Here is a 20,257-nt window from a genome sequence, read left to right as displayed (position 1 = left end):
TCTTCGGGCCATGCTGACGATCGAGCGAGCCCTGGTCGACCAGATCATCGCGCACGCGCGCGCCGACCACCCCGACGAGGCGTGCGGCGTCATCGCCGGCCCGATCGGCTCGGACCGGCCCGTCCGGTTCATCGCCATGGTCAACGCCGAGCGGTCCCCGACCTTCTACCGCTTCGACTCGCAGGAGCAGCTGAAGGTCTGGCGCGAGATGGACGACCGCGACGAGGAGCCCGTCGTGATCTACCACTCGCACACCGCCACCGAGGCCTACCCCTCGCGCACCGACGTCTCCTACGCGGCCGAGCCGAACGCGCACTACGTGCTGGTCTCCACCCGCGCCGAGGACGAGACCGAGTTCCGCTCGTACCGGATCGTGGACGGCGAGGTGACCGAGGAGGAGGTCACCGTCGTCGAGGCCGGTGCCTGAGGCGCCGGGGGACGGCGGGCGCGGGGTCGGTAAACTGGCGGTCATGGGGACGAGCGGAGTGTCCGGCGGCGCGCGGCGCCGCCCGTCCGCCGTGGTGCCCCCCGCCGTGCCGCCCGTCCAGGGGTTCCTGTTCGGGCACTCGCGGGCCGAGGTCGTCTACGACTGTCGCCGGGCGCGCTGACCGGCCCGGAATTCCCCCCGTACCACCCGCTGTTGTGCCTGGTGGACGGGGTTCCCGTACGACCCATGCGACGACAACCGAGCAAGGAGAGCACCGCGATGGCGATCGAGGTCCGGATCCCCACGATCCTGCGCAACCTCACCGGCGGCGACAAGGCCGTCGAGGGCAAGGGCGGCACCCTCGCCGAGCTGTTCACCGACCTGGACGCCCGGCACCCGGGCCTCCGCGCCCGCCTGGTGGACGACAAGGGCCTGCGCAAGTTCGTCAACGTCTACCTGAACGACGAGGACGTGCGCTTCCTCGGCGGCCTGGACACCCCGGTGGCCGACGGCGACAACGTCACCATCCTGCCCGCCGTCGCCGGCGGCTGAGCCCGGGGCCCGCGCCATGCGTTTCGACTCCCTGCTGGACTCGCTCGGCCGCACGCCGCTCGTCGGGCTGCCCCGGCTCTCGCCGAGCGACGACGTGCGGCTCTGGGCGAAGCTGGAGGACCGCAACCCGACCGGCTCGGTCAAGGACCGGCCCGCCCTCTACATGATCCAGAAGGCGGAGAAGGAGGGCCTGCTGCGGCCCGGCCGCACCATCCTGGAGCCGACCTCCGGCAACACCGGCATCTCCCTCGCCATGGCCGCCAAGCTGCGCGGCTACCGGATGGTGTGCGTGATGCCGGAGAACACCTCCGCCGAGCGGCGCCAGCTGCTCCGGATGTGGGGCGCGGAGATCATCTCCTCGCCCGCCGCGGGCGGCTCCAACGAGGCGGTCCGGGTGGCCAAGCGGCTCGCCGCCGAGCACCCCGACTGGGTGATGCTCTACCAGTACGGCAACGAGGCCAACGCGCTCGCGCACTACGAGACGACCGGCCCCGAGCTGCTGGAGGACCTGCCGACGATCACGCACTTCGTGGCCGGCCTCGGCACCACCGGCACCCTCATGGGCACCGGCCGGTACCTGCGCGAGCACGTCCCCGGCATCCGGATCGTCGCCGCCGAGCCGCGCTACGGCGAGCTGGTGTACGGGCTGCGCAACATCGACGAGGGGTTCATCCCCGAGCTGTACGACGACTCGGTGCTGACCACCCGCTTCTCCGTCGGCTCGCGCGACGCCCTGCGCCGCACCCGCGAGCTGCTGGAGGAGGAGGGCATCTTCGCCGGCGTCTCGACCGGCGGCGCCCTGCACGCCGCGCTCGGCATGGCGGCCAAGGCCGTCAAGGCGGGCGAGCGCGCCGACATCGCCTTCGTCGTCGCCGACGGCGGCTGGAAGTACCTGTCCACCGGCGCCTACGGGGGCACCCTGGAGGAGGCCGAGGCCGCCCTCGAAGGCCAGCTCTGGGCCTGACCCGCACCGCCCCGCCACCCCTGACCACCCGGTCACCGCCCGTCGAGATGCGGCGTGTTGGGCATTTTCGATCGTCGAAGTGCCCAACACGCCGCATCTCGACTTTCGGTGACCGGGTGGTCAGGGGGTCGGGGGGTCGCGCCGGGGGTGGCGGGGGGCGGGTACGCTCCGACTCGAACGTCATTCTAGAAACGTGCGGGAGAGGGCCGAATGAGCAGGTTCGGGGACGCCACCACCATCAAGCAGGTGGACGAGGGCCGGTTCGAGGTCGAGCTCGACGGCGACTTCGGGATGGCCGAGGCGGTCAACGGCGGCTACCTGATGGCCGTCCTCGGCCGCGCCGCGGTGGCGTCGTCGCCGCACGAGCACCCCGTCGCGACCGCGACGACCTTCCTGCGCGCCGCCGCGCCCGGCCGCGCCGAGATCACCGTGGACACCCTCAAGGCGGGCCGCACCGCCGCGACCGCCCGCGTCTCCCTCGCCCAGGGCGGCCGGACCGCCACCGAGGCGCTGATCACCACCGGCACCCTCGACGCGTCCGCCGAGCCGACCTACACCGGCGAGCGGCCCGCGCCGTGGCTGCCGCCGATCGAGGAGTGCACCGAGTTCGTCCCGCCGGAGGGCCTCACCGGCTTCGCCGCCCAGATGGACCTGCGCTACGACCCCGCCACCATGCGCTGGCTGGAGGGCCGCCCGACCGGCGTCCCCGAGCTGCGCGCCTGGTTCCGGCTGCGCGACCCGCACGGCAACGACGCCGCCGCGCTCGCCCTCGCCGTGGACGCGCTGCCGCCCGTCGCGCTGAACGCCGGCGCCCGCGGCTGGTCCCCGACCGTCGAGCTCACCTGGCACATGCGCGCGATCCCCGCGCCCGGCTGGCTCGCCCTGCACGGCAGCGGCCGGCTCGTCACCGGCGGCTGGTTCGACGAGGAGGTCGAGGTGTGGGACTCCGCCGGCCGGCTCGTCGCGCAGAGCCGCCAGATCGCTCGTCTCGGGCGCGGCTAGACGCGCGGTTGGACGCGCCGCCGGGAAAGTGGCCGGTTTCACCCACGTGACCGTGTGATGTCGACCGCATGACGCGGTCCCCACGGGCGTTGTCGCTTAGCCTTGGGGACCATGTCAGCCCAGCTTCCCGGGGCGGGCCCCCGGGCGGCCCGGCGCCCGCCCGGCGACCCGCGCGAGGCGCCGATCGGCGTGTTCGACAGCGGATTCGGCGGTCTCACGGTGGCCCGCGCCATCCTCGACCAGCTGCCGAACGAGCCGATCGCCTACCTCGGCGACTCGGCCCGCCAGCCCTACGGCCCGCGCCCGATCGCGCAGGTCAGGGCGTTCGCCCTGGAGATGCTGGACGACCTGGTGGCGCGGGGCGTCAAGCTGCTGGTGATCGCCTGCAACAGCGCCAGCTCGGCGATGCTCCGCGACGCCCGGGAGCGCTACGACGTCCCGGTCGTCGAAGTGATCAACCCCGCGGCGCGGCGCGCCGCCAGCGCGACCCGCAACGGCCGGGTCGGGCTGATCGCGACCGCGGCCACGGTGAACAGCCGGTCCTACGAGGACGCGTTCGCCGCGGCGCCGCACATCGAGCTGACGAGCGCGGCCTGCCCGCGCTTCGTGGAGTTCGTGGAGGCGGGCACCACCGCGGGCGCGGAGCTGCTCGACGCGGCGCGCGGCTACCTGCGGCCGATCGTCGCGGCCGGGTGCGACACCCTCGTCCTCGGCTGCACGCATTACCCATTGCTGACCGGCGTCATCTCGTATGTCGTCGGCGACGGGGTCACACTGGTGTCGAGTGCCGACGAGACCGCCAAGGACGTGTACCGCGTGCTGCAGGACCGGGGACTGGCGCGGCCGGAGGGGACCCGGCCGCCGCTGCACCGGTTCCGGGTGACGGGCGACCCCGCCGTCTTCGCCGCCCTCGGCCGCCGCTTCCTGGGGCCGGAGATCGGCGCGGTGGAGACCACCGCCGGCACGGCCGTGACCATCTGATCCTCGGGGACGAACGAAGCGAGGAGGAGTGAGCGTGCGGGTCACTGTGATCGGCTGCTCCGGCAGCTACCCCGGACCGGAGAGCCCCGCGTCGAGCTACCTGGTCCAGGCCGACGGCTTCAGCCTGCTGCTGGACCTCGGCAGCGGCGCGCTCGGGACGCTGCAGCGGTTCCATCCGCTCTACGACATCGACGCCGTCTGCATCTCCCACCTGCACGCCGACCACTGCCTGGACCTCTGCGGGTACTGGGTCGCGCGCACCTACTGCCCGCACGGCCCGCTGCCCCGGATCCCGGTGCACGGCCCCGCCGGGACGGCCCTGCACATGGCCCGCGCCTACGACCTCGACCCCGAGCCGGGCATGACGGGCACCTTCGAGTTCCGCGAGCTGGAGCGCGGCCCCTACGAGATCGGCCCGTTCCGCGTGACGACCGCGCTGATGCCGCACCCGATCGAGGCGTACTCCTTCCGCATCGAGCACGCCGGCAAGGTCCTCGCCTACTCCGGCGACACCGGCGTCTGCGACACCCTGGTCGACATGGCCCGGGACGCCGACCTGTTCCTCTGCGAGGCGTCCTTCCTGGACGGCGACAACCCGGACGACCTGCACCTGTCGGCCCGCGAGGCCGGCGACCACGCCGCCCGCGCGGGCGCGGCGCGGCTCGTCCTCACCCACCTGGTGCCCTGGAACGACAACGAGGCCACCCTGAAGGAGGCCAAGGGCAGCGGCTACGAGGGCGAGATCGACCTCGCCCGCGTCGGAGCCGTCTACGACCTGTAGAGGTCCCCGCCGGGCGGTGCGCGGGCACTAGGGTTGGGCGCATGGCACGCCCTGACGATCGCGCACCCGACCAGCTCCGGCCCGTCCGCATCCAGCGCGGCTGGCTCGATCACGCCGAGGGCTCGGTGCTGATCGAGTTCGGCCGCACCCGGGTGCTCTGCGCGGCCTCCGTGCAGGACTCGGTGCCGCGCTGGCGCCGCGACAGCGGGCTCGGCTGGGTCACCGCCGAGTACGCGATGCTGCCGCGCGCCACCAACACCCGCAACGACCGGGAGGCGGTGAAGGGCCGCGTCGGCGGCCGCACCCACGAGATCTCCCGGCTGATCGGCCGGTCCGTCCGCGGCTGCCTGGACCTGCGCAAGCTCGGCGAGAACACCGTGCAGCTCGACTGCGACGTGCTCCAGGCCGACGGCGGCACCCGCACCGCCGCGATCACCGGCGCCTACATCGCGCTCGCCGACGCCGTCTCCTGGATGCGCGGCCGCGGCCTGGTCAAGCAGGACCCGTTCACCACCTCGGTGTCGGCGATCAGCGTCGGCGTCGTCGACGGCGAGCCGCGCCTCGACCTGTGCTACCTGGAGGACGCCGCCGCCGGCACCGACATGAACGTCGTCTGCACCGGCGACGGCCGCTTCATCGAGGTGCAGGGCACCGCCGAGGGCGCCCCCTTCGACCGGGCCGAGCTGGACGCGCTCCTGGACCTCGCCGCCGGCGGCTGCGCCGACCTCGCCCGCCTCCAGGCCGAGGCGCTCGCGTCATGAGCGGCGCGCCCCGCATCGTGCTCGCGACCCGCAACCGGGGCAAGGTCGACGAGCTGCGCGCCATCCTCGCCGGCCTCGACGTCGCCGGGCTGCCGGACGACGCGCCCGAGGTCCCCGAGACCGAGCCGACGTTCGAGGGCAACGCGCTGCTGAAGGCCCGCGCGATCGCCGCGCACACCGGCCTGCCCGCCGTCGCCGACGACTCGGGCCTCTGCGTCGACGAGCTGAACGGCATGCCGGGCGTCCTGTCGGCCCGCTGGTCGGGCCGGTTCGGGGACGCCGCGCCCGGCGGCAAGGACCGCGCGAACCTCGACCTGCTCCTCGACCAGATCGCCGACGCCCCCGACGAGCGGCGCGGCGCGTACTTCCTGTGCTCGGCGGTGCTGGTCGTGCCGGGCGGCGCCGAGCACGCCGTCGAGGGCCGCATGTACGGGCGGCTGCTGCGCGCGCCGCGCGGCGACGGCGGCTTCGGCTACGACCCGCTGTTCGTCCCCGACGGCGAGACCCGCACCACCGCCGAGATGCCCGCGGCGGAGAAGAACGCCATCAGCCACCGCGGCAAGGCGTTCCGCGCCCTCGCCGAGATCATCCCGGCCGCGCTGGCCTGACCCGCGCCGGCCTGACCCCGCGCCGGGCTAGTCCTCGCCGATGCGGAGGCCCGGCAGCGTCGTCCACCCGACGGTGTCGACGACGGTGCGCAGCTGCGCGGGCATCCGGTCGAGGATGAGGCCGCCGGACGCGCGGGCCGCCGCGACCTCGGCGAGCATGTTGAGCGCGCCGAGGTCGATGAAGGTCAGGTTCTTCAGGTCCAGGTGCACCTCGTGGGCGGGGCCGGCCGCCATCACCATCGCGAGGGCCTGGCTCAGCACCATGTGCCGGGAGGCGTCCAGCTCGCCGCTCAGCGCGAGCCCGCGCGGCGCGAAGGTCCGCACGATCCGCAGCACCGAGTCTTCGAACTCGGGGTCGGGCGTCACCAGCACGCTGTGCGTGGCGCCGACCGAGGCGAGCTCGTCCGCGGTGAGGCCCGCCTGGTCGAACTGGCAGACGGCCGTGACCGTGGTGCTCGGCCCGACGGCCCGCTCGATGTGCCGCTCGCACGCCATCAGCCGGTCCAGGCCGCCGGGGCCGCGGACCGCCCACGTCATGTCGGCGGTCACCCGGATCGCGCGGCAGCCGAGCCGCTCGGCGGCGACGATCTCCGCGGCGAGCGCCCGCATCGCGGCGGCGGCGTCGGCGTCCCCGCAGGCACCGGCTTCGGTGCGCAGGTGCTCCATCGTCACGACCGTCAGCAGGTCGGCGGACGGCAGCCCCACCACGCCGGGGATCAGCTCGCCGGGCGCGGCCAGGTAGACGACCTTCTCGCGGGCCAGCAGGCCGTCGCGCACGAAGGCGCCGGCGACGTGCCGGCGCTCCTCCTGGTTGACGTAGGCCAGCCACGCGTGATCGCCGGGCCGCAGATCGCGGACCGATCGCCGGACGGACCAGAGCGTCTCCATAGCGCCTTCCACCGCAGCGTCACCGGGCGAGTCCAGACTACGACGCCGGGGACACGGCGAGTAGCAGTACCCTCACACTTTTCCGGGGTATTTCCGGACGGTCGGGAAAGTCAGCGGCGCATGCGCAGCCGCACGAACGTGCCGTCCCAGCCGGCCCGCACCTCCATCAGGTCGACCAGCAGCCGCACCGTCCACAGGCCGAAGCCGCGCTGGAGCGCCGACCGCGGCGGCAGGAAGCCGGTCAGCGCGTCGGGCTGCCAGAAGCCGTTGTCGCCGATCTCGCAGACGACCTCCGGGCCGCTCTCCCACATCCACACGCCCATCGGCGGCACCCCGTGCTGCAGGGCGTTCGCCGCGACCTCGTTGACCGCCGTCACCAGGTTCTGCGCGGTCATCTCGTCGAGGTCGAACAGCGCCGCCCGTTCGGCGACGAAGGCGCGGACGTCGCGCAGGTCCTCGGTGTGGAACGGCAGGTACTCGGCGAGGCGGGGCCGGTCGAAGGTGCGCTGGCGGTCGCAGCCCGCGCCGTAGCGGAGCGGCTCCTCGTAGTGCGGGCTCGGTGCGGCGACGCCGTCCACCAGCAGGTCGGGGTGGGTGCGGCGGGCCTGCTCGACGATCTGCGGCGGCAGGCGGTCGCGGTCGTAGGGGCAGAGCGCCGTCGCGCCCGAGTCCGCGAACACCGCGTTGATGAGCGACTCGTAGCGCATCCACTCCAGCAGCCCGCGCGGCTCGTGGCCCGTCCACACCGGCTCGGCGAGCGCGTACACGCGCCGCGGCGCCTGGCCGACGACCAGGTGCTGGTACTGGTTCAGCGTCCGCACCGGATGCCGGTAGAAGCTCTCGGACTCGAAGAACTCCACGGCGCTGCCGAGGCCGGCGGCCGCCTCGCGGAGCAGCGCGACGTTCGCCGCGCGCGCGACGACGACGACGGCGCGCTCGGCGGCGACGCCCTCCTCCAGGAAGGGGACGGCCGTGCGCAGGAAGTCATCGTCGCCGGAGTAGAGGAACGCCCGGTGCTCCAGTTCCGCCGCCATCAGCGGGTGCCTCCGTTCGGGAAACCGGCCGTCCGTCCCTGGACGAGCCCCGGCAGCCGGTGCCAGCCGACCATCTCGATGATGTTGAGGACGCCCGGCGGCAGGTCGTCCAGGACCAGCGGCGCGTCCGCGGTGCGGTCCGCGGCGAGGCCGGCCATGAGGTGCAGCGAGCCGAGGTCGAGGAAGGCGAGGCGGGCGAGGTCCAGGTGCACCGCGCCGGGCAGCCGGGCGACGCGGGCGAGCTCGTCCTCGAAGACGTGGTGGCGGGCGTGGTCGAGCTCGCCCTCCAGCCGCAGCCCGGCCGGCCGGAACGTCTGCACGATCTTCAGGTTGCCGTCGTCGAAGCGCGGGTCGACCTCGACGAGCACCTCGTGGGTGTCGCGGAGCGCGGCGTACTGCGCGGGCGGGCAGACGCGCCGGTCGATCTGGCAGATCGCCATCGCGACGGCGCTCGGCCCGACGGTGTCGCCGAGCCGGTGCTCGCAGCCGAGCATCGCGGCGACGTCGAGGGGGCGGCCGTCCAGCATCCAGCTGAAGTCGGTCGTCCAGCGCGTCGCGCGGAAACCCTCGGCGTCGGTGCTGCCCACCTCGCGGCCGAGGGTGTCCAGCAGCCGGCCGGGCGCGAAGCGGCCGCGCGCGTCCAGGCAGGCGTCCGCGCGGGACAGCACCACCAGCTGGCGGCTGCGGGTGTAGCGGTCGAGGCGCGCGCGGGTGCGGGGGCGGAGGCCGGGGAGCCGGTCGGCGGGGGCGTCGGTCACGTAGACGACCTTCTCGTTGCCGGTGAGGGCGTCGTCCACGTAGGTGCCCATGACCCGGTCGCGCTCCTCCAGGTCCCCGTAGGGGAGCAGGGCGTGGTCACCGGGGCGCACCCCGCTGACGGCCCGTTTGGTGTGCCAGGTCTCGTCCATGGTCAGCCCACCCGAGGTCGAAGCGGATTCGTCCAGCCTACGCCGACGCGGGGCTTTTGGAAGCCCAAAGCGAGGAGTCCATCACCCAGAGTGGGTGGAGAGCCGGCCGTCGACGCGGAGCGGCAGCTTGAGGCGCAGGCGCACCACCGTCCCCGCCTCGCCCGTCCGGATCTGGACGAGCGCGCAGAGCATCCGCACCGCCCACAGGCCGAACCGGCCGCCGCCGTCCGGGCCGGCCGCGTCGTCCGGCTCGCCGATGCGCGGCGGGATCAGGCCGAAGCCGGTGCCGGCGCGCCAGCGGCCGCGGTCGGCGACCTCGCAGACGAGGGCGCCGGGGTCCGTCCAGAGCCGCAGCGCGATCGGGCCCTCGCCGTGCCGGATCGCGTTGGTCATCACCTCGGTGACGGCGACGAGCAGCCGCTGCACGTCGTCGTCCGGCAGCAGCGCGGTGCGCGCGTAGTCGCCGACGAGCATCCGCAGCCAGTACAGGTCCACGACGTCGATGAGGAGTTCCTCGGCGTCCGGCGGCGGCGGCGGGAGCGGCTCGGTGTCGCAGGCGGCGTTGTAGGTCCACGGGTCGAGGTAGCCGGGGTTCGGCAGCGCCGTCTCGCCCCGGACGGTCTCGGGGTGGGTCTTGCGGGCGCCCGCGACGATCGCCGCGGGCAGCGCGCGCACGGGGTAGGGGCAGAGCAGGGCCGCGCCCGTCCGCGCGAACGCGACGTTCGTCATCGCCTCGGCCCGCTGCCACTCCCGGACCTCCAGGGGGTCGCGGTGGGTCCAGGCGGGCTCGCCGAGCAGCCGGAGCCGCCGCCCGCCGCCGGCCGCGTCCTCGGCGTCGCCGAGGCAGTCGGCCATCGTCCGGGACGGGTGCGCGTACCAGGAGTCGGCGCGGACGAACTCGACGCCCGCGGCGTCGCCGCCGAGCGCGTCGCGCAGCAGCACCTCGGTGCCGAGGCAGGTCACCGCCATCACGCGGTCGCCGTCGGCGACGCCCCGGCGCAGGAACGGCACCGCGCCGGCCAGCAGTTCCTCGGCTCCCGCGTAGGGGAGCACGCGGTGGGAGAAGCCCTCGCTCACGGCCACCATCCGCAGGTCTGGAGGGTCGGGGGGACGCCTGCCTCCCTCGACGGCAGGTCCAGACCAGCCTAATCCGCCCGCGCCCGCCCGCCGAGCCGAACTTTTCACATGCCCACGACCGGCCCCGGCCACGGCCCCTTGACACAACGATCTTCGTTGGTATCGAATATCGATACCCCAACGAGAAACGATACGTCAGGACGTGCCCCCCATGGCCCTCACCGCACGCAGTTCCCTCCGCCCGTTCAGCTTCGTCGCCCGCTTCGGCTTCTTCCTCCTCGCCGCCTGCGCGCTCGCCGCGATCGGCCTCCTCCTGTTCAGCGACCACGCCGACATCGCGGGACTCGGCCGGGGCGGCACCGTCTGCATCTCCCCCGACCTGCAAGTGGCCGGGACCGGGCTGGAGGACATGCCGCTGCTCCAGCACGCGCTCAAGCTGGGCCACACCTCTCCCAACGCCCGCATCTCGATGTGCGCCGCCGCGCCCACCATGGCCCAGCGCGCGCTGTCGGCCCTCGCCCAGCTGCCGGTGTCGCTGCTCTACCTGGCGGTGTTCTTCCTGTTCGCGCGCACCGTGCGGGCCGCCGAGGCGGACGGCCCGTTCACCCCGCGCGTCGCCGGGCTCCTCCGCGCCGCCGGCTGGACCCTGCTCGTCGGCGGCTACCTCGCGCACGCCGTCCAGGACACCGCCGGGGGCGCCCTGGAGAACACCTTCGCCGTCCGGGGCGACGTCTTCTTCCACACCACCGGCGATATCGTGCTCGGCGGAGTGGTCACCTTCCCCCTGTGGACGCTGCTGGCGGGCCTGGGGCTGCTCACCATCGCCCGCATCTTGAAGGTCGGAGCCCGCATGCACGACGAGCTGGCCGCGACGATCTGATGGCCGCCGAACCCGAGCACCGCGTCCGCCTGCACCTGGACCGGCTGCTGGCCGACCGCGGCATGACCCTCGCCGAGCTCGCCGACCGCGTCGGCATCACCACGGTCAACCTGTCGATCCTGAAGAACGACCGGGCCAAGGCGATCCGCTTCAGCACCCTCACCCGCCTCTGCGAGGCCCTCCGATGCCAGCCCGGCGACCTGATGACCGTCGACCCGCCGGACGGCGAACCCTGACCGCCGCAGGCGGGACGGGTGCGGGCGGGGGGATTCGAACCCCCACGGTGTTGCCACCAACAGGACCTAAACCTGCCGCGTATGCCGTTTCGCCACGCCCGCCTGGTGTGTCGCGACGCCGGGCAGTCTAGCGGGCGGGCGGTGTCACAGGCCGAGGTCCCGGCGGAGGCGCTCGACGTGGCCGGTGGCCTTCACGTTGTAGTACGCCTTCTCGACCTTGCCGTCGGCGTCGATGAGGAAGGTGGAGCGGATGACGCCGACGACGACCCGGCCGTAGCTCTTCTTCTCGCCGTAGGCGGCGTAGGACTCCAGCACCTTCTTGTCGGCGTCCGACAGCAGCGGGAAGGTGAGGCCCTCCTTCTCGCGGAACTTGGCGAGCTTGGCGGGCGGGTCGGGGGAGATGCCGACGACGGTGACGTTCGCGGCGTCCAGGTCGCCGAGGGCGCCCTGGAAGTCGACGGACTCCTTGGTGCAGCCCGGGGTCATCGCCGCCGGGTAGAAGTACAGGATCACCCGCCGGCCGCGCAGGGACTCCAGCGAGACGGGGGCGCCGTCCGCGTCGGGGAGCTCGAACCCGGGGGCGACGTCGCCCGGCTGCAGCCGCTCGGACACCTGTTCCGCCTTTCGCAGAGTCGTGGGGTCCAACCGTACCGTCCGGGGGTGCCGCCAGCGGTCGCGGGCGGAACCTGACACACTGATCGGATCATGCGTCGCTGAGCGATAAGGAACAGGCATGGCTGACAGGTCCCGCGACCCGGAGGCGCTGGAGCGGGAGATCGTGCGCGCCCGCGAGGATCTCGCCCGCACGATCGACGAGCTGGCGGACCGGGTCAACCCGCGCAACGTCGCGCACCGGGGCGCCGCCCGGCTGAGAGAAGAGGCCGACCAGGTCGTCCGCACCGTCAAGGCGACGGTGGCGCCGCCCGGCGAGGACGGCGAGCCCGGCCGCGTCGACCAGCGCGTCATCGTGGCCGGCGCGGTCGCGGCGGTCACCCTGACGGCGATCGTCCTCTGGCGGCGGCGCAGGCGCCGTTGACCCGAGCGCGCGAGGCGCCGGTCCCGCTGGGGCCGGCGCCTCGGCGTCGCCGGGGGCGGGGGAGCAGCGCGGCGACGCGCTGGAAGGCGGCGAGCTCGTCGCGGCAGGGCGGGCAGCGCCGCAGGTGCGCGCGCAGTGCCGCCGCCTCGACGGCGTCCATCCGCCCGAGGGCGTAGGCGCCCAGTTCAAGCCGCTGCTCGCAGTCCACGCCCTTGAGTACGGCGCCCGGGCGCGGGGCCGTTCAGCGGAACTGCGGCAGGTGGTCGCGGTGCGCGGCGAGGCCCTCGTCCAGGATGCGCTCGGCGGTGTGCTTGCTGCGGACGAACGGGTGCGCCATGAGGGCCTGGAGCGCGAGCCGCCGGTCGCCGGTGGCGGCGGCGTCGGCGGCGAGCACCTCGTACTCGTGGATGGCCTGGGTGAGGCCGCGGACGGCGCGGGGCAGGGCGCCCATGGTGAGCGGGACGGCGCCGGAGCGGCCGACGAGCGCGGGGACCTCGACGATCGCGTCGGGCTCCAGCGAGGAGACCGCGCCGTTGTTCCGCACGTTGACGATCATCCGGCGGCGCTCGTCGCGCTCGATCGCGCAGATGGTGTCGACGGCGAACTCGCCGTGCTCGCCGCCGCCGCGCTCGCGGGACGGGTCGGGGTCGTCCTTGCGCGACTCGGCCTCGACCTGCGCGTAGTAGGCGGGCAGCATCGCGAGGACGTCCTCGGCGCGGGTGGTGCCCTTGGCGCGCAGCTCTTCCACGACCTCGTCGTGGAAGAAGTAGTACTTGGCGTAGGAGTTCGGCAGGAAGCCGAGGGCCTTGGCGAGCTCGGCCATGCGGGCCGGGTCGCGCCACGGCGTGGCGCCGCCGCCGGGGACCTCCAGGCCGGCGAGCAGCGCGGGCAGGTCGAGCTCGGCGCCGTCGAGGCGCAGCCGCTCGGCCCAGGTGGCGTGGTTCAGGCCGATCCAGTCGGCCTCCAGGCGGTCGAAGGGCAGGCCGAGGAGCTCGGCCCACATCTCGGTGTCGCCGATGTTCTGGTCGCAGAGGCCGAGAACGCGGGCGCCGCTGTAGCGGGCGACGGCGTCGGTGACGATGTTGGTCGGGTTGGTGTAGTTGACGATCCAGGCGTCGCCGGCGTGCTCGGCGATGTCCAGCAGGACCGGGACGGAGCGCAGCGCCATCAGCAGCCCGCCGGGCCCGGCCGTCTCCTGCCCGACGACGCCGTGCCGCAGCGGGATCGACTCGTCCAGGTGCCGGGCCGCCAGACCCCCGGGACGGAAGGTGGTGAAGATGTAGCTCGCGCCGTCGAGGGCGGGCTTCAGCTCGGGGTGGACGGTGACGGTGAGGTCGGCGCCGCGCGCCGCGAACATGCGGCGGGCGAGCCGCGCCATGACCTCCAGGTGCGCGGCGTCGGTGTCGTGGCAGGCGATCTCGGTGCCCGCCAGGTCGGCGGCGCGGTGCAGCAGCCCCCGGATCACTCCGGGCAGGTAGCCGCTGCCCGCCCCCACGATGGCGATCTTCAACGGTGGAGCTCCAGTCCTCGCGGTGGTTCGGGTGTCAGCGCAGCGTCGGCGCGGCCCGGGTGACCGAGTCGGCGCCCCGGCCGATCTCGGCGTCGGGGATGTGCGGGACGACGAAGGCGTACTCGGCCAGCACCTCCGCCGGGACCTCGGCGGACTCGCCGAACTCGGCGATCTCGCCCCAGCAGGGCGCGCCGAGCGAGCCGCTGTGGTGGCGGACCGACAGGCCCGCGCAGAGGTTGGCGAAGCGCAGCCGCTCGGCGAGCGGCCAGCCGGCGAGCGTCCCGTAGACGAACCCGGCGGCGAACACGTCGCCCGCGCCCGTCGGGTCGAGCGCCTCGACGGGCAGCGCGGGCGCCGCGGCGCGCTCGCCGGTGGCCGAGTCGATCGCGATGGCGCCGCGCGCGCCCTGCTTGACGACGACGGCGGGCACCCGCGCGGCGAGCGCCTCCAGGGCCTCCTCGGCGGTGGCGGTGCGGGTGTAGGCCATCGCCTCGACGGCGTTCGGCAGGAACACGTCGACGTGCGCGAGGCGGTCCAGCACGTCCGACGACCAGGTCTCGGTGGGGTCCCAGCCGAGGTCGGCGAAGACCAGGCCGCCCGCCTCGCGGACGGTGCGCGCCCAGTGCGGGACGGGCCGGTCGATGTCGACGAAGCAGGACGCGGCGCGCGGCGGGACGGCGACGAGCTCGTCGGCGGTGAGCGGCGCGGGCCGGGCGTAGGTGACCATGCTGCGGTCGCTGGCGTAGGCGAGCGAGACGGTGACCGGGGTGGACCAGGACGGGACGCGCCGCGACCAGCGCAGGTCGACGTCCTCCTGCTCGGTGAGGGTGCGCCAGAGGTAGGAGCCGAACAGGTCGTCGCCGAAGGGGGCGGCGAGGCCGGTGCGCAGGCCGAGGCGGCTCATCGCGACGGCGATGTTGGCGACGCCGCCGGGCGCCGAGCCGAGGCCGTCGGTGACCAGCTCGGTGCCGGGCGGCGGCAGCCCGGGCAGCCCCGTGAAGATCATGTCCATGAAGACCTGGCCGGTGAGGAACACGTCGAGGCCGCGCTCGGGGCCGCCGAGGTGCGGGCGGGCGCCGTCGCAGGGGTCGGTGAACACCGCGGTCACGCGCCGAGGTCCGGGGCGGTGGCGGTGAACCGGGCGGTGACGGCCGCGCGGACGGTCTGCGCCTCGGGCGCGATCTCGATCGGCTCGGGCTCGCCGCCGGGGGCGGCGCCGGGCGCGGCGCGGGTGGCGAAGGTCTCCATGTAGGGCTGCGGCGGGGACGCCAGGCCCTCGTCGGACAGCTCGATCAGGCCGGTGAGGGTGCAGCCGAGCGCGTCGGCGTAGCCGCGGGCGCGGGCGACGGCCTCCTGGACGGCCTGCCGGGCGGCGCGGGCGTGCACCTCGCTGCCGGGGCGGAGCGCCCACCGGGGGCCGTGCACGGCGGTGCGCTCCAGGTCGCCGAGGCGGGCGACGAGCTCGCCGAGGACGGTGAAGTCGGTGACGGCGAGCTCGATCCAGGCGGTGCCCTGGTAGGCGCGGACGCCGCCCTCGCGGCGCCCGTGCCGCACCAGCGGCGTCACCCAGAGCCCGCCGGTCTCCGCCCTCTCCACGGCCTCGCCGTAGGAGCGGACGAGCTCCAGGGCCCGCCCGTTGCGCGCGGCGAGCGCGTCCAGGGCGGCCCGCCGGTCGGCGTCCTGGGCCTGGACGCGGACGGTCACGTGCGCGATCTCCGGCTCGACCTCCAGCACGGCCTCGCCGCGAACGCTGATCACCGGGGCGTCGGTCATACCGGCCAACCTAGCCGCTCGGCGGACCGCTCGGCGGCCGCCGGACGGTCCGTCGGAGGCCGGTGGTCAGAGGAAGGTCCGCCCCTCGCCGCGGTAGGTGGGGACGGTGGCGGTGACGCGGTCGCCCTCGATCAGGTGCAGCGCGGCGAACCGCTCGCACAGCTCGCCCGCCTTGGTGTGCCGGAACCAGACGCGGTCGCCGATCGCGAGCAGGTCGGCGGCGTGGCCGAGCAGCGGCGTCTGCACCTCGCCGGCGCCCTCGTTGGAGTCGTAGGACAGGCCGGTCGGCAGGTAGGGCTGGGGGAGGCGGACGGCGTCGGCGGGCCCGGACGCCAGGTAGCCGCCGCCGAGGACGGTGGCGACGCCGGGGCCGGGGCGCCGCACGACCGGGAGCGCGAACAGGGCGGCGGGGCGGCCGCGGAAGTTGGAGTAGTGGTCGAACAGGTGCGGCTGGTAGAGCCCGGACCCGGCGGCGACCTCGGTGACGGCCTTCTCCGCGACGGTCTTCTCGATGCTGCCGGTGCCTCCGCCGTTGACGAACTCCAGGTCGGCGACCCGCCGGACGGCCTGCACGATGAGGCCGCGGCGGCGCACCAGCTCGATCCGCGAGCGGCGCTGCATGGCGGAGATGACCTTGCCGCGGGCGGCGCGTCCGGGCGGGGCGTCGCCGACGCCGGCGATCTGCGACTCGTAGGCCATGAGGCCGGCCAGGTGCAGCCCGGGGCGCTTGACGATCAGCTCGGCGAGCCCGGCGACCTCCTCGGGGGTGCGCAGCGGGGAGCGCAGCGCGCCGATCCGGACGCGGCCGCCGAGCGGCCGGTAGGAGGCGTCGATGTCGATGCAGACGCGGACGCGGGCGCCGCCCGCGGCGGCCTCGATGAGGTCCAGGTGCGCGGGGGAGTCCACCATCAGGGTGATCGCGGCGGCTGCGGCCGGGTCGGCGGCCAGCTCGGCGATCGCGGTGCGGTCCGCGGTCGGGTAGGCGACGAGGATGTCGTCGCTGACGCCCTCGCGGAACAGCCAGAGCGCCTCGGGGAGGGTGAAGCCCATGACCCCGGCGAAGCCGTCCATGGCCAGGACCTCCTCCAGCACGGCCCGGCAGCGCACGGACTTGCTGGCGACCCGGATCGGCTTGCCCGCGGCGCGCTCCACCATGGCCGCGGCGTTGGCGCGCAGCGCCGTCATGTCGACGGCGGCGAACGGCGCCTCGAAGGCGGCGGTGGCGGCGTCGTAGCGGTCGCGCAGGTTCATGCTGCCAGGGTGCCACAGAACCAGAGAACATGAAAAGCGTTCACGTATGGTGCGGGCGCGTCACTTCTGCGCGGGGTGGGCGGCGAAGAAGCTCCACAGCATGGTGCTCGCGCCCTTCGGCCACTGGTGCTTCCCGCCGTCGATCTTGCAGTAGGTGACCGCCACGCCGTCCTTGCCCTTGCCGGTCGAGTCGCAGCCGGTGTTCGCCGTCAGCGCCTCGACCCGCTCGTCCGGCGCGGGCAGCCCGGCGAGCTTGCGCCAGAACTCCACCGCGTCGCGGACCGGCGGGAACGGCCGGCCGTCGTTGACGTCGCGCCGCCCGCCGCCGTTGATCGGGACGTTGGTGTCGGCGGTCCCGTGGAAGATCATCGCCGAGACGGGGCGGTCCGGGTCGCAGTGCGTGACGAGCGACCCCTCCACCACGCCGATCGCGGCGACCTTGTCCGGGGCCTCGCAGGCCATCCGGTAGGCCATCCCGGCGCCGTTGGAGAAGCCGGTGACGTAGACGCGGCGGTCGTCGGCGAGCCCGGAGCCGGTGAGCTTGTCGATCAGCTTGGACAGGAAGGAGACGTCGTCGATCTTCGTCATCTTGGCGATGCCGCAGCAGTCCCCGGCGTTCCAGGTGGTCGCGACGCCGTCGGGGTAGACGGCGAGGAACCCCTTCTCGTCGGCGAGCGCGTCGAAGTTCGTCAGCTTCTCCATCTGGCTCATGTTGGCGAGGCCGCCGTGCAGCGCGATCACGACGGGCAGCGGCTCGGCCGGCTTGCCGCCGTCCCACTTCGCCTTCCTGAGCTGCGGCGGGACGTGCAGCAGGAACTCGCGGTGCCCCGGCGTCCCGACGTCGATCTTCTGCTTGTGGGTGCCGGCGGCGGTCGGCATCCCGTCCACGGTCGCCGGCGCCCTCCCGCTCTTGCCGGTGCTCTTCCCGCCGCCCCCGCTCCCGCCCTCGTCGGTCTTCTGGCAGGCGGTGAGCAGGAGGGAGACCGCCATCACCAGCAGCACGAGTCGACGCATGCCAGCAGATCTAACCCCAGCGGACCGCCTGAAACTACTGCCAAGTAGCTCAAAGTTCGCCGGTGCCGAACGCGCGCAGGAAGGTGTCGGCGGCGGCGCGCGCCACCTCGCGCATCTCCTCCTCGGGCACCTCGCGGGTGCCGAGGCGCGTGCGGCGGTCGAGCGAGCCGCAGAGCAGGCCGCCGAACTGCTCGGCGGCGAGCGCGGGATCGGCGGCGCGCAGCCGCCCGGCGAGGACGAGCCGCGCGAGCCGGTCGGCGAGCGCCTCGTTCACCCGGTCCGCCACCCCGTCCTGGACGAGCCCGAGCAGGTCGGGGAAGCGGCCGGCCTCGGCCGCCAGCAGCCGCCGCAGCGTCCAGGAGTGCGGCGCGCAGTAGCAGCGGACGAGGCGGAGGCCGGCGTCCTCCAGCAGCGCCCGCAGGTCGCCATCGCGGTCGGCGAGCGGCGCGACGGCCGCCAGGTTGCGCGCGAGCGCCTCCTCGGAGAGCGCCGCGAACGCCTGGCGGAGCAGCGTCTCCTTGTCGCCGAAGTGGTTGTAGACGGTCGCCTTGGCGACGCCCGCCTCGGCGGCGATGACGTCGACGCCGGCCCGGTCGTAGCCCTCGCGATCGAACACGCGGAGCGCCGCGTCCAGGATCGCCCGCCGCTTGTCGATCCGCCCGCGCGTCAGCGCCGTGCCCGCTTCGCCCATGGCCGCATCCTACGCACCGGCCCGCCGGAATGGACTCACCGGTCCAGTTTCCTGATAGCTCTTGTATAGAACGCTATGGTCTCCTAATTTATACTCACCAGTCTTGTTAATGAGACCTTTCAGGAGTGACGGCCATGCCCCCCACCGCGTCCGAACGGTTCGATCCCGCCCTGCGGCGCCTCGTCGCGGTGGTCCTGCTCGGCGGGATCATGAGCATCCTGGACGGCACGATGACCGCCGCCGCGGCGGAGTCGCTGGTCACCGGCCTGCACGGGACGCTGACGGCGGTCGGCTGGGTGTCCACCGCCTACCTGCTCGCGCTCACCCTCACCGTCCCGGTGTCGGGCTGGGCGCTGGCGCGCCTCGGCGGCCGCCGCCTCTGGCTCGGCGGCCTCGCGCTCTTCCTGGCCGGCTCCCTCGCCGCCGCCCTCGCCTGGAACGTCCCCTCGCTGGTGGCGTTCCGCGTCGTGCAGGGCGCCGGCGCGGGCCTCCTCGACCCGCTGATGCTGACGCTGCTCGCGCGCGGCGCCGGCCCGGCCCGCGCCGGCCGGGTGATGGGCCTGATGGGGATGGTCCTGTCGCTCGGGCCGGTGTTCGGGCCCGTCCTCGGCGGGCTGGTGGTGGACGCGGCGGGCTGGCGCTGGATGTTCCTGATCAACCTGCCGGTCGGGCTCGCCGCCTTCGCCGCCGCGCTCCGCACCCTCCCGGCGGATCCGCCGGAGGGGGAGCGGGCGCGGCTGGACCTGGTCGGCCTCGCCCTCGTCGGGCCGGGCGCGGCGGCCCTCGTGCTCGCGCTGTCGCGCGTCGCGGGCCACGGCGCGGCGTCCTGGCAGGTCCTCGCGCCGCTCGCCGCCGCGGCCGTCCTGCTCGCCGCCTACGCGCCGCACGCGTTCCGGGCGCGCCGCACCCCGCCGCTGATCGAGCCGCGGCTGTTCGCGAGCGGCGGCTTCACCGCGAGCGTCGCCATCGCGGCCGTCAACGGCCTCGCCACCTACGCCGCGCTGTTCATGCTGCCGCTCTACTACCGGCAGGAGGGCGGGCACGGCGCGGCGGCGACGGGGCTGCTCATCGCGCCGCTCGGGCTGGCGTCGGCGCTCGCGATGCCGCTCACCGGACGCCTGTCGGACCGCGTCGGCACCCGCGCCCTGGTGCGCGGCGGCGGGATCCTCGCGGTGCTCTGCGCGCTCGCCTTCACCCGCCTGTCACCGGACAGCGCGGCGGCCTGGACCGTGGCGGCGAGCCTCGGCCTCGGCCTCGCGCTCGGGTGCGTCGGCGCGCCGGTCATCGGCGGCGTCTACCGGACGCTGCCCCCGGCGCTGGTGCCGCAGGGCAGCGCGGTGCTCTACATGCTGAACCAGCTCGGCGCGGCCCTCGGGATCGCCGCGGTCGCGCTGGTCGTGGAGTCGGCCGGGCCCGGCGTCGCCGGGTTCCGGCACGTCGCCTGGCTCACGGCCGCGGCGCTGGCCGTCGTCCTCGCGGGATCGGCGCTGCTGCCCGGCCGTCCCGCGCCCGAGCCCGAGCCCGCGCCCGCGGCGGACGGGGTGCTCAGCCCGGGTCGGTGAGGCGGGCGAGCAGCACTCCGGTGACGATCAGCGCGAGGGCGGCGAGCCGGCCAGCGCTCAGCGGGTCCTTCTGCACCACCAGCCCGAGCGTGATCGCGCCGATCGCGCCGATGCCGGTGAAGGCTGCGTAGGCGGTGCCGACGGGCAGCGCGCGCATCGCGAAGGTGAGCAGGTAGACCGACGCGGCCGCGAGCAGCAGGCAGAGCAGGGTGGGCAGCGGCCGGGTGAAGTTCTCGGTCGGCCGGATGCTCTGCGAGAACGCGATCTCGACCGCGCCCGCGAGCAGCAGCATGAGCCAGGCCATGGCGGCCTCCATCACAA

General features: G+C 74.4%; 26 protein-coding genes and 1 tRNA gene. 13 read left to right on the top strand and 14 right to left on the bottom strand.

Annotation, left to right across the window (positions count from 1 at the left end):
- Positions 1-10 precede the first annotated feature (10 nt).
- From K1Y72_RS15745 to rdgB, 9 genes are all read left to right on the top strand, one after another.
- Positions 11-427, top strand: a complete 417-nt coding sequence (locus K1Y72_RS15745; RefSeq protein WP_220167075.1) for a M67 family metallopeptidase — start codon at positions 11-13, stop codon at positions 425-427.
- A gap of 43 nt (positions 428-470) precedes the next feature.
- Entirely contained in the window at positions 471-608 is a 138-nt protein-coding gene (locus tag K1Y72_RS15740) for a hypothetical protein (protein WP_220167074.1), read from the top strand.
- A 98-nt stretch (positions 609-706) separates the two neighbouring features.
- Positions 707-979, top strand: a complete 273-nt coding sequence (locus K1Y72_RS15735) for a MoaD/ThiS family protein (protein ID WP_220167278.1) — start codon at positions 707-709, stop codon at positions 977-979.
- Positions 980-995: 16 nt separating this feature from the next.
- Positions 996-1,943 carry a PLP-dependent cysteine synthase family protein gene (locus K1Y72_RS15730; RefSeq protein ID WP_220167073.1) on the top strand — a complete coding sequence of 316 codons (948 nt, stop codon included), beginning with the start codon at positions 996-998 and terminating at the stop codon, positions 1,941-1,943.
- A gap of 210 nt (positions 1,944-2,153) precedes the next feature.
- A complete protein-coding gene (locus K1Y72_RS15725) occupies positions 2,154-2,945 on the top strand; it encodes a thioesterase family protein (protein ID WP_220167072.1) in 792 nt (263 codons plus the stop codon).
- Between the two features lie 111 nt (positions 2,946-3,056).
- Positions 3,057-3,926, top strand: a complete 870-nt coding sequence (murI, locus tag K1Y72_RS15720) for a glutamate racemase (RefSeq protein ID WP_220167071.1) — start codon at positions 3,057-3,059, stop codon at positions 3,924-3,926.
- 34 nt (positions 3,927-3,960) lie between these two features.
- Positions 3,961-4,707 (top strand): MBL fold metallo-hydrolase, encoded by a 747-nt coding sequence (locus tag K1Y72_RS15715; protein WP_220167070.1) that lies wholly within the window; start codon positions 3,961-3,963, stop codon positions 4,705-4,707.
- Positions 4,708-4,748: 41 nt separating this feature from the next.
- Entirely contained in the window at positions 4,749-5,468 is a 720-nt protein-coding gene (rph, locus tag K1Y72_RS15710) for a ribonuclease PH (protein WP_220167069.1), read from the top strand.
- Positions 5,465-6,076, top strand: a complete 612-nt coding sequence (gene rdgB, locus K1Y72_RS15705) for an RdgB/HAM1 family non-canonical purine NTP pyrophosphatase (RefSeq protein ID WP_220167068.1) — start codon at positions 5,465-5,467, stop codon at positions 6,074-6,076. Before rph ends, rdgB begins: the two co-directional genes overlap by 4 nt.
- 27 nt (positions 6,077-6,103) lie before the next feature.
- Here rdgB and K1Y72_RS15700 read toward each other — a convergent pair whose 3' ends face one another.
- The 4 genes from K1Y72_RS15700 to K1Y72_RS15685 form a co-directional block, all read right to left on the bottom strand.
- On the bottom strand, positions 6,104-6,964 hold the full coding sequence (locus tag K1Y72_RS15700) for an MEDS and STAS domain-containing protein (RefSeq protein ID WP_220167067.1): 861 nt from the start codon (positions 6,962-6,964) through the stop codon (positions 6,104-6,106).
- A gap of 110 nt (positions 6,965-7,074) precedes the next feature.
- Positions 7,075-7,998 (bottom strand): anti-sigma factor RsbA family regulatory protein, encoded by a 924-nt coding sequence (locus K1Y72_RS15695; protein WP_220167066.1) that lies wholly within the window; start codon positions 7,996-7,998, stop codon positions 7,075-7,077.
- Entirely contained in the window at positions 7,998-8,906 is a 909-nt protein-coding gene (locus K1Y72_RS15690) for an MEDS domain-containing protein (RefSeq protein WP_220167065.1), read from the bottom strand. The genes K1Y72_RS15695 and K1Y72_RS15690 overlap by 1 nt, the downstream gene beginning before the upstream one ends.
- An 81-nt stretch (positions 8,907-8,987) precedes the next feature.
- Positions 8,988-9,992: an anti-sigma factor RsbA family regulatory protein gene (locus K1Y72_RS15685; RefSeq protein WP_220167064.1), complete on the bottom strand. Its 1,005-nt coding sequence runs from the start codon at positions 9,990-9,992 to the stop codon at positions 8,988-8,990.
- A gap of 202 nt (positions 9,993-10,194) precedes the next feature.
- On the opposite strand from K1Y72_RS15685, the gene K1Y72_RS15680 reads away from it, so the two are divergent.
- Positions 10,195-10,863, top strand: coding sequence for a DUF2975 domain-containing protein (locus tag K1Y72_RS15680; RefSeq protein WP_220167063.1), 669 nt, complete (start codon positions 10,195-10,197; stop codon positions 10,861-10,863).
- Positions 10,863-11,099, top strand: a complete 237-nt coding sequence (locus tag K1Y72_RS15675; RefSeq protein ID WP_220167062.1) for a helix-turn-helix domain-containing protein — start codon at positions 10,863-10,865, stop codon at positions 11,097-11,099. The genes K1Y72_RS15680 and K1Y72_RS15675 overlap by 1 nt, the downstream gene beginning before the upstream one ends.
- 19 nt (positions 11,100-11,118) lie before the next feature.
- Here K1Y72_RS15675 and K1Y72_RS15670 read toward each other — a convergent pair.
- Positions 11,119-11,201, bottom strand: a tRNA-Leu gene (locus K1Y72_RS15670).
- 42 nt (positions 11,202-11,243) lie between these two features.
- Complete coding sequence (gene bcp, locus K1Y72_RS15665) at positions 11,244-11,711, bottom strand: thioredoxin-dependent thiol peroxidase (RefSeq protein ID WP_220167061.1); 468 nt, start codon at positions 11,709-11,711, stop codon at positions 11,244-11,246.
- A 121-nt stretch (positions 11,712-11,832) separates the two neighbouring features.
- Between bcp and K1Y72_RS15660 the strand changes: the two genes are divergently transcribed.
- Positions 11,833-12,135 carry a DUF3618 domain-containing protein gene (locus tag K1Y72_RS15660; protein ID WP_220167060.1) on the top strand — a complete coding sequence of 101 codons (303 nt, stop codon included), beginning with the start codon at positions 11,833-11,835 and terminating at the stop codon, positions 12,133-12,135.
- Here the strand turns inward: K1Y72_RS15660 and K1Y72_RS15655 are convergent.
- The 7 genes from K1Y72_RS15655 to K1Y72_RS15625 form a co-directional block, all read right to left on the bottom strand.
- Positions 12,089-12,343 carry an anti-sigma factor family protein gene (locus K1Y72_RS15655; RefSeq protein ID WP_308287100.1) on the bottom strand — a complete coding sequence of 85 codons (255 nt, stop codon included), beginning with the start codon at positions 12,341-12,343 and terminating at the stop codon, positions 12,089-12,091. The two genes, K1Y72_RS15660 and K1Y72_RS15655, sit on opposite strands and share 47 nt — an antisense overlap.
- A 33-nt stretch (positions 12,344-12,376) precedes the next feature.
- Complete coding sequence (locus K1Y72_RS15650; protein WP_220167059.1) at positions 12,377-13,645, bottom strand: family 4 glycosyl hydrolase; 1,269 nt, start codon at positions 13,643-13,645, stop codon at positions 12,377-12,379.
- Positions 13,646-13,679: 34 nt separating this feature from the next.
- Complete coding sequence (locus K1Y72_RS15645; protein ID WP_308287099.1) at positions 13,680-14,753, bottom strand: carbohydrate kinase family protein; 1,074 nt, start codon at positions 14,751-14,753, stop codon at positions 13,680-13,682.
- On the bottom strand, positions 14,750-15,418 hold the full coding sequence (locus tag K1Y72_RS15640) for an SIMPL domain-containing protein (RefSeq protein ID WP_220167058.1): 669 nt from the start codon (positions 15,416-15,418) through the stop codon (positions 14,750-14,752). Before K1Y72_RS15640 ends, K1Y72_RS15645 begins: the two co-directional genes overlap by 4 nt.
- Positions 15,419-15,484: 66 nt before the next feature.
- Positions 15,485-16,669 (bottom strand): amino acid deaminase/aldolase, encoded by a 1,185-nt coding sequence (locus K1Y72_RS15635; protein ID WP_220167057.1) that lies wholly within the window; start codon positions 16,667-16,669, stop codon positions 15,485-15,487.
- 60 nt (positions 16,670-16,729) lie between these two features.
- On the bottom strand, positions 16,730-17,683 hold the full coding sequence (locus K1Y72_RS15630; protein ID WP_220167056.1) for a CE1 family esterase: 954 nt from the start codon (positions 17,681-17,683) through the stop codon (positions 16,730-16,732).
- A gap of 49 nt (positions 17,684-17,732) precedes the next feature.
- Positions 17,733-18,374: a TetR/AcrR family transcriptional regulator gene (locus tag K1Y72_RS15625; RefSeq protein WP_220167055.1), complete on the bottom strand. Its 642-nt coding sequence runs from the start codon at positions 18,372-18,374 to the stop codon at positions 17,733-17,735.
- A gap of 134 nt (positions 18,375-18,508) precedes the next feature.
- Between K1Y72_RS15625 and K1Y72_RS15620 the strand changes: the two genes are divergently transcribed.
- The gene (locus tag K1Y72_RS15620) at positions 18,509-19,936 is read left to right on the top strand and encodes a DHA2 family efflux MFS transporter permease subunit (protein WP_220167054.1); all 1,428 of its coding nucleotides are present in this window, start codon (positions 18,509-18,511) and stop codon (positions 19,934-19,936) included.
- Here K1Y72_RS15620 and K1Y72_RS15615 read toward each other — a convergent pair.
- Positions 19,920-20,240 carry a DMT family transporter gene (locus K1Y72_RS15615; protein ID WP_220167053.1) on the bottom strand — a complete coding sequence of 107 codons (321 nt, stop codon included), beginning with the start codon at positions 20,238-20,240 and terminating at the stop codon, positions 19,920-19,922. The two genes, K1Y72_RS15620 and K1Y72_RS15615, sit on opposite strands and share 17 nt — an antisense overlap.
- Positions 20,241-20,257 lie beyond the last annotated feature (17 nt).

It is taken from the genome of Actinomadura parmotrematis (assembly GCF_019458805.1).
GTDB classification, from domain to species: domain Bacteria; phylum Actinomycetota; class Actinomycetes; order Streptosporangiales; family Streptosporangiaceae; genus Spirillospora; species Spirillospora parmotrematis.
The sequence above is the reverse complement of the archived record's forward strand: the minus strand, read 5'-3'. Positions and strand labels throughout refer to the sequence as shown.

Coding starts and splice junctions, on each gene's coding strand:
- K1Y72_RS15745 (WP_220167075.1), top strand. CDS start 11: ATGCTGACGATCGAGCGAGCCCTGGTCGACCAGATCATCGCGCACGCG.
- K1Y72_RS15740 (WP_220167074.1), top strand. CDS start 471: ATGGGGACGAGCGGAGTGTCCGGCGGCGCGCGGCGCCGCCCGTCCGCC.
- K1Y72_RS15735 (WP_220167278.1), top strand. CDS start 707: ATGGCGATCGAGGTCCGGATCCCCACGATCCTGCGCAACCTCACCGGC.
- K1Y72_RS15730 (WP_220167073.1), top strand. CDS start 996: ATGCGTTTCGACTCCCTGCTGGACTCGCTCGGCCGCACGCCGCTCGTC.
- K1Y72_RS15725 (WP_220167072.1), top strand. CDS start 2,154: ATGAGCAGGTTCGGGGACGCCACCACCATCAAGCAGGTGGACGAGGGC.
- murI (WP_220167071.1), top strand. CDS start 3,057: ATGTCAGCCCAGCTTCCCGGGGCGGGCCCCCGGGCGGCCCGGCGCCCG.
- rph (WP_220167069.1), top strand. CDS start 4,749: ATGGCACGCCCTGACGATCGCGCACCCGACCAGCTCCGGCCCGTCCGC.
- rdgB (WP_220167068.1), top strand. CDS start 5,465: ATGAGCGGCGCGCCCCGCATCGTGCTCGCGACCCGCAACCGGGGCAAG.
- K1Y72_RS15700 (WP_220167067.1), bottom strand. CDS start 6,964: ATGGAGACGCTCTGGTCCGTCCGGCGATCGGTCCGCGATCTGCGGCCC.
- K1Y72_RS15695 (WP_220167066.1), bottom strand. CDS start 7,998: ATGGCGGCGGAACTGGAGCACCGGGCGTTCCTCTACTCCGGCGACGAT.
- K1Y72_RS15690 (WP_220167065.1), bottom strand. CDS start 8,906: ATGGACGAGACCTGGCACACCAAACGGGCCGTCAGCGGGGTGCGCCCC.
- K1Y72_RS15685 (WP_220167064.1), bottom strand. CDS start 9,992: ATGGTGGCCGTGAGCGAGGGCTTCTCCCACCGCGTGCTCCCCTACGCG.
- K1Y72_RS15680 (WP_220167063.1), top strand. CDS start 10,195: ATGGCCCTCACCGCACGCAGTTCCCTCCGCCCGTTCAGCTTCGTCGCC.
- K1Y72_RS15675 (WP_220167062.1), top strand. CDS start 10,863: ATGGCCGCCGAACCCGAGCACCGCGTCCGCCTGCACCTGGACCGGCTG.
- K1Y72_RS15660 (WP_220167060.1), top strand. CDS start 11,833: ATGGCTGACAGGTCCCGCGACCCGGAGGCGCTGGAGCGGGAGATCGTG.
- K1Y72_RS15640 (WP_220167058.1), bottom strand. CDS start 15,418: ATGACCGACGCCCCGGTGATCAGCGTTCGCGGCGAGGCCGTGCTGGAG.
- K1Y72_RS15635 (WP_220167057.1), bottom strand. CDS start 16,669: ATGAACCTGCGCGACCGCTACGACGCCGCCACCGCCGCCTTCGAGGCG.
- K1Y72_RS15630 (WP_220167056.1), bottom strand. CDS start 17,683: ATGCGTCGACTCGTGCTGCTGGTGATGGCGGTCTCCCTCCTGCTCACC.
- K1Y72_RS15625 (WP_220167055.1), bottom strand. CDS start 18,374: ATGGGCGAAGCGGGCACGGCGCTGACGCGCGGGCGGATCGACAAGCGG.
- K1Y72_RS15620 (WP_220167054.1), top strand. CDS start 18,509: ATGCCCCCCACCGCGTCCGAACGGTTCGATCCCGCCCTGCGGCGCCTC.
- K1Y72_RS15615 (WP_220167053.1), bottom strand. CDS start 20,240: ATGGCCTGGCTCATGCTGCTGCTCGCGGGCGCGGTCGAGATCGCGTTC.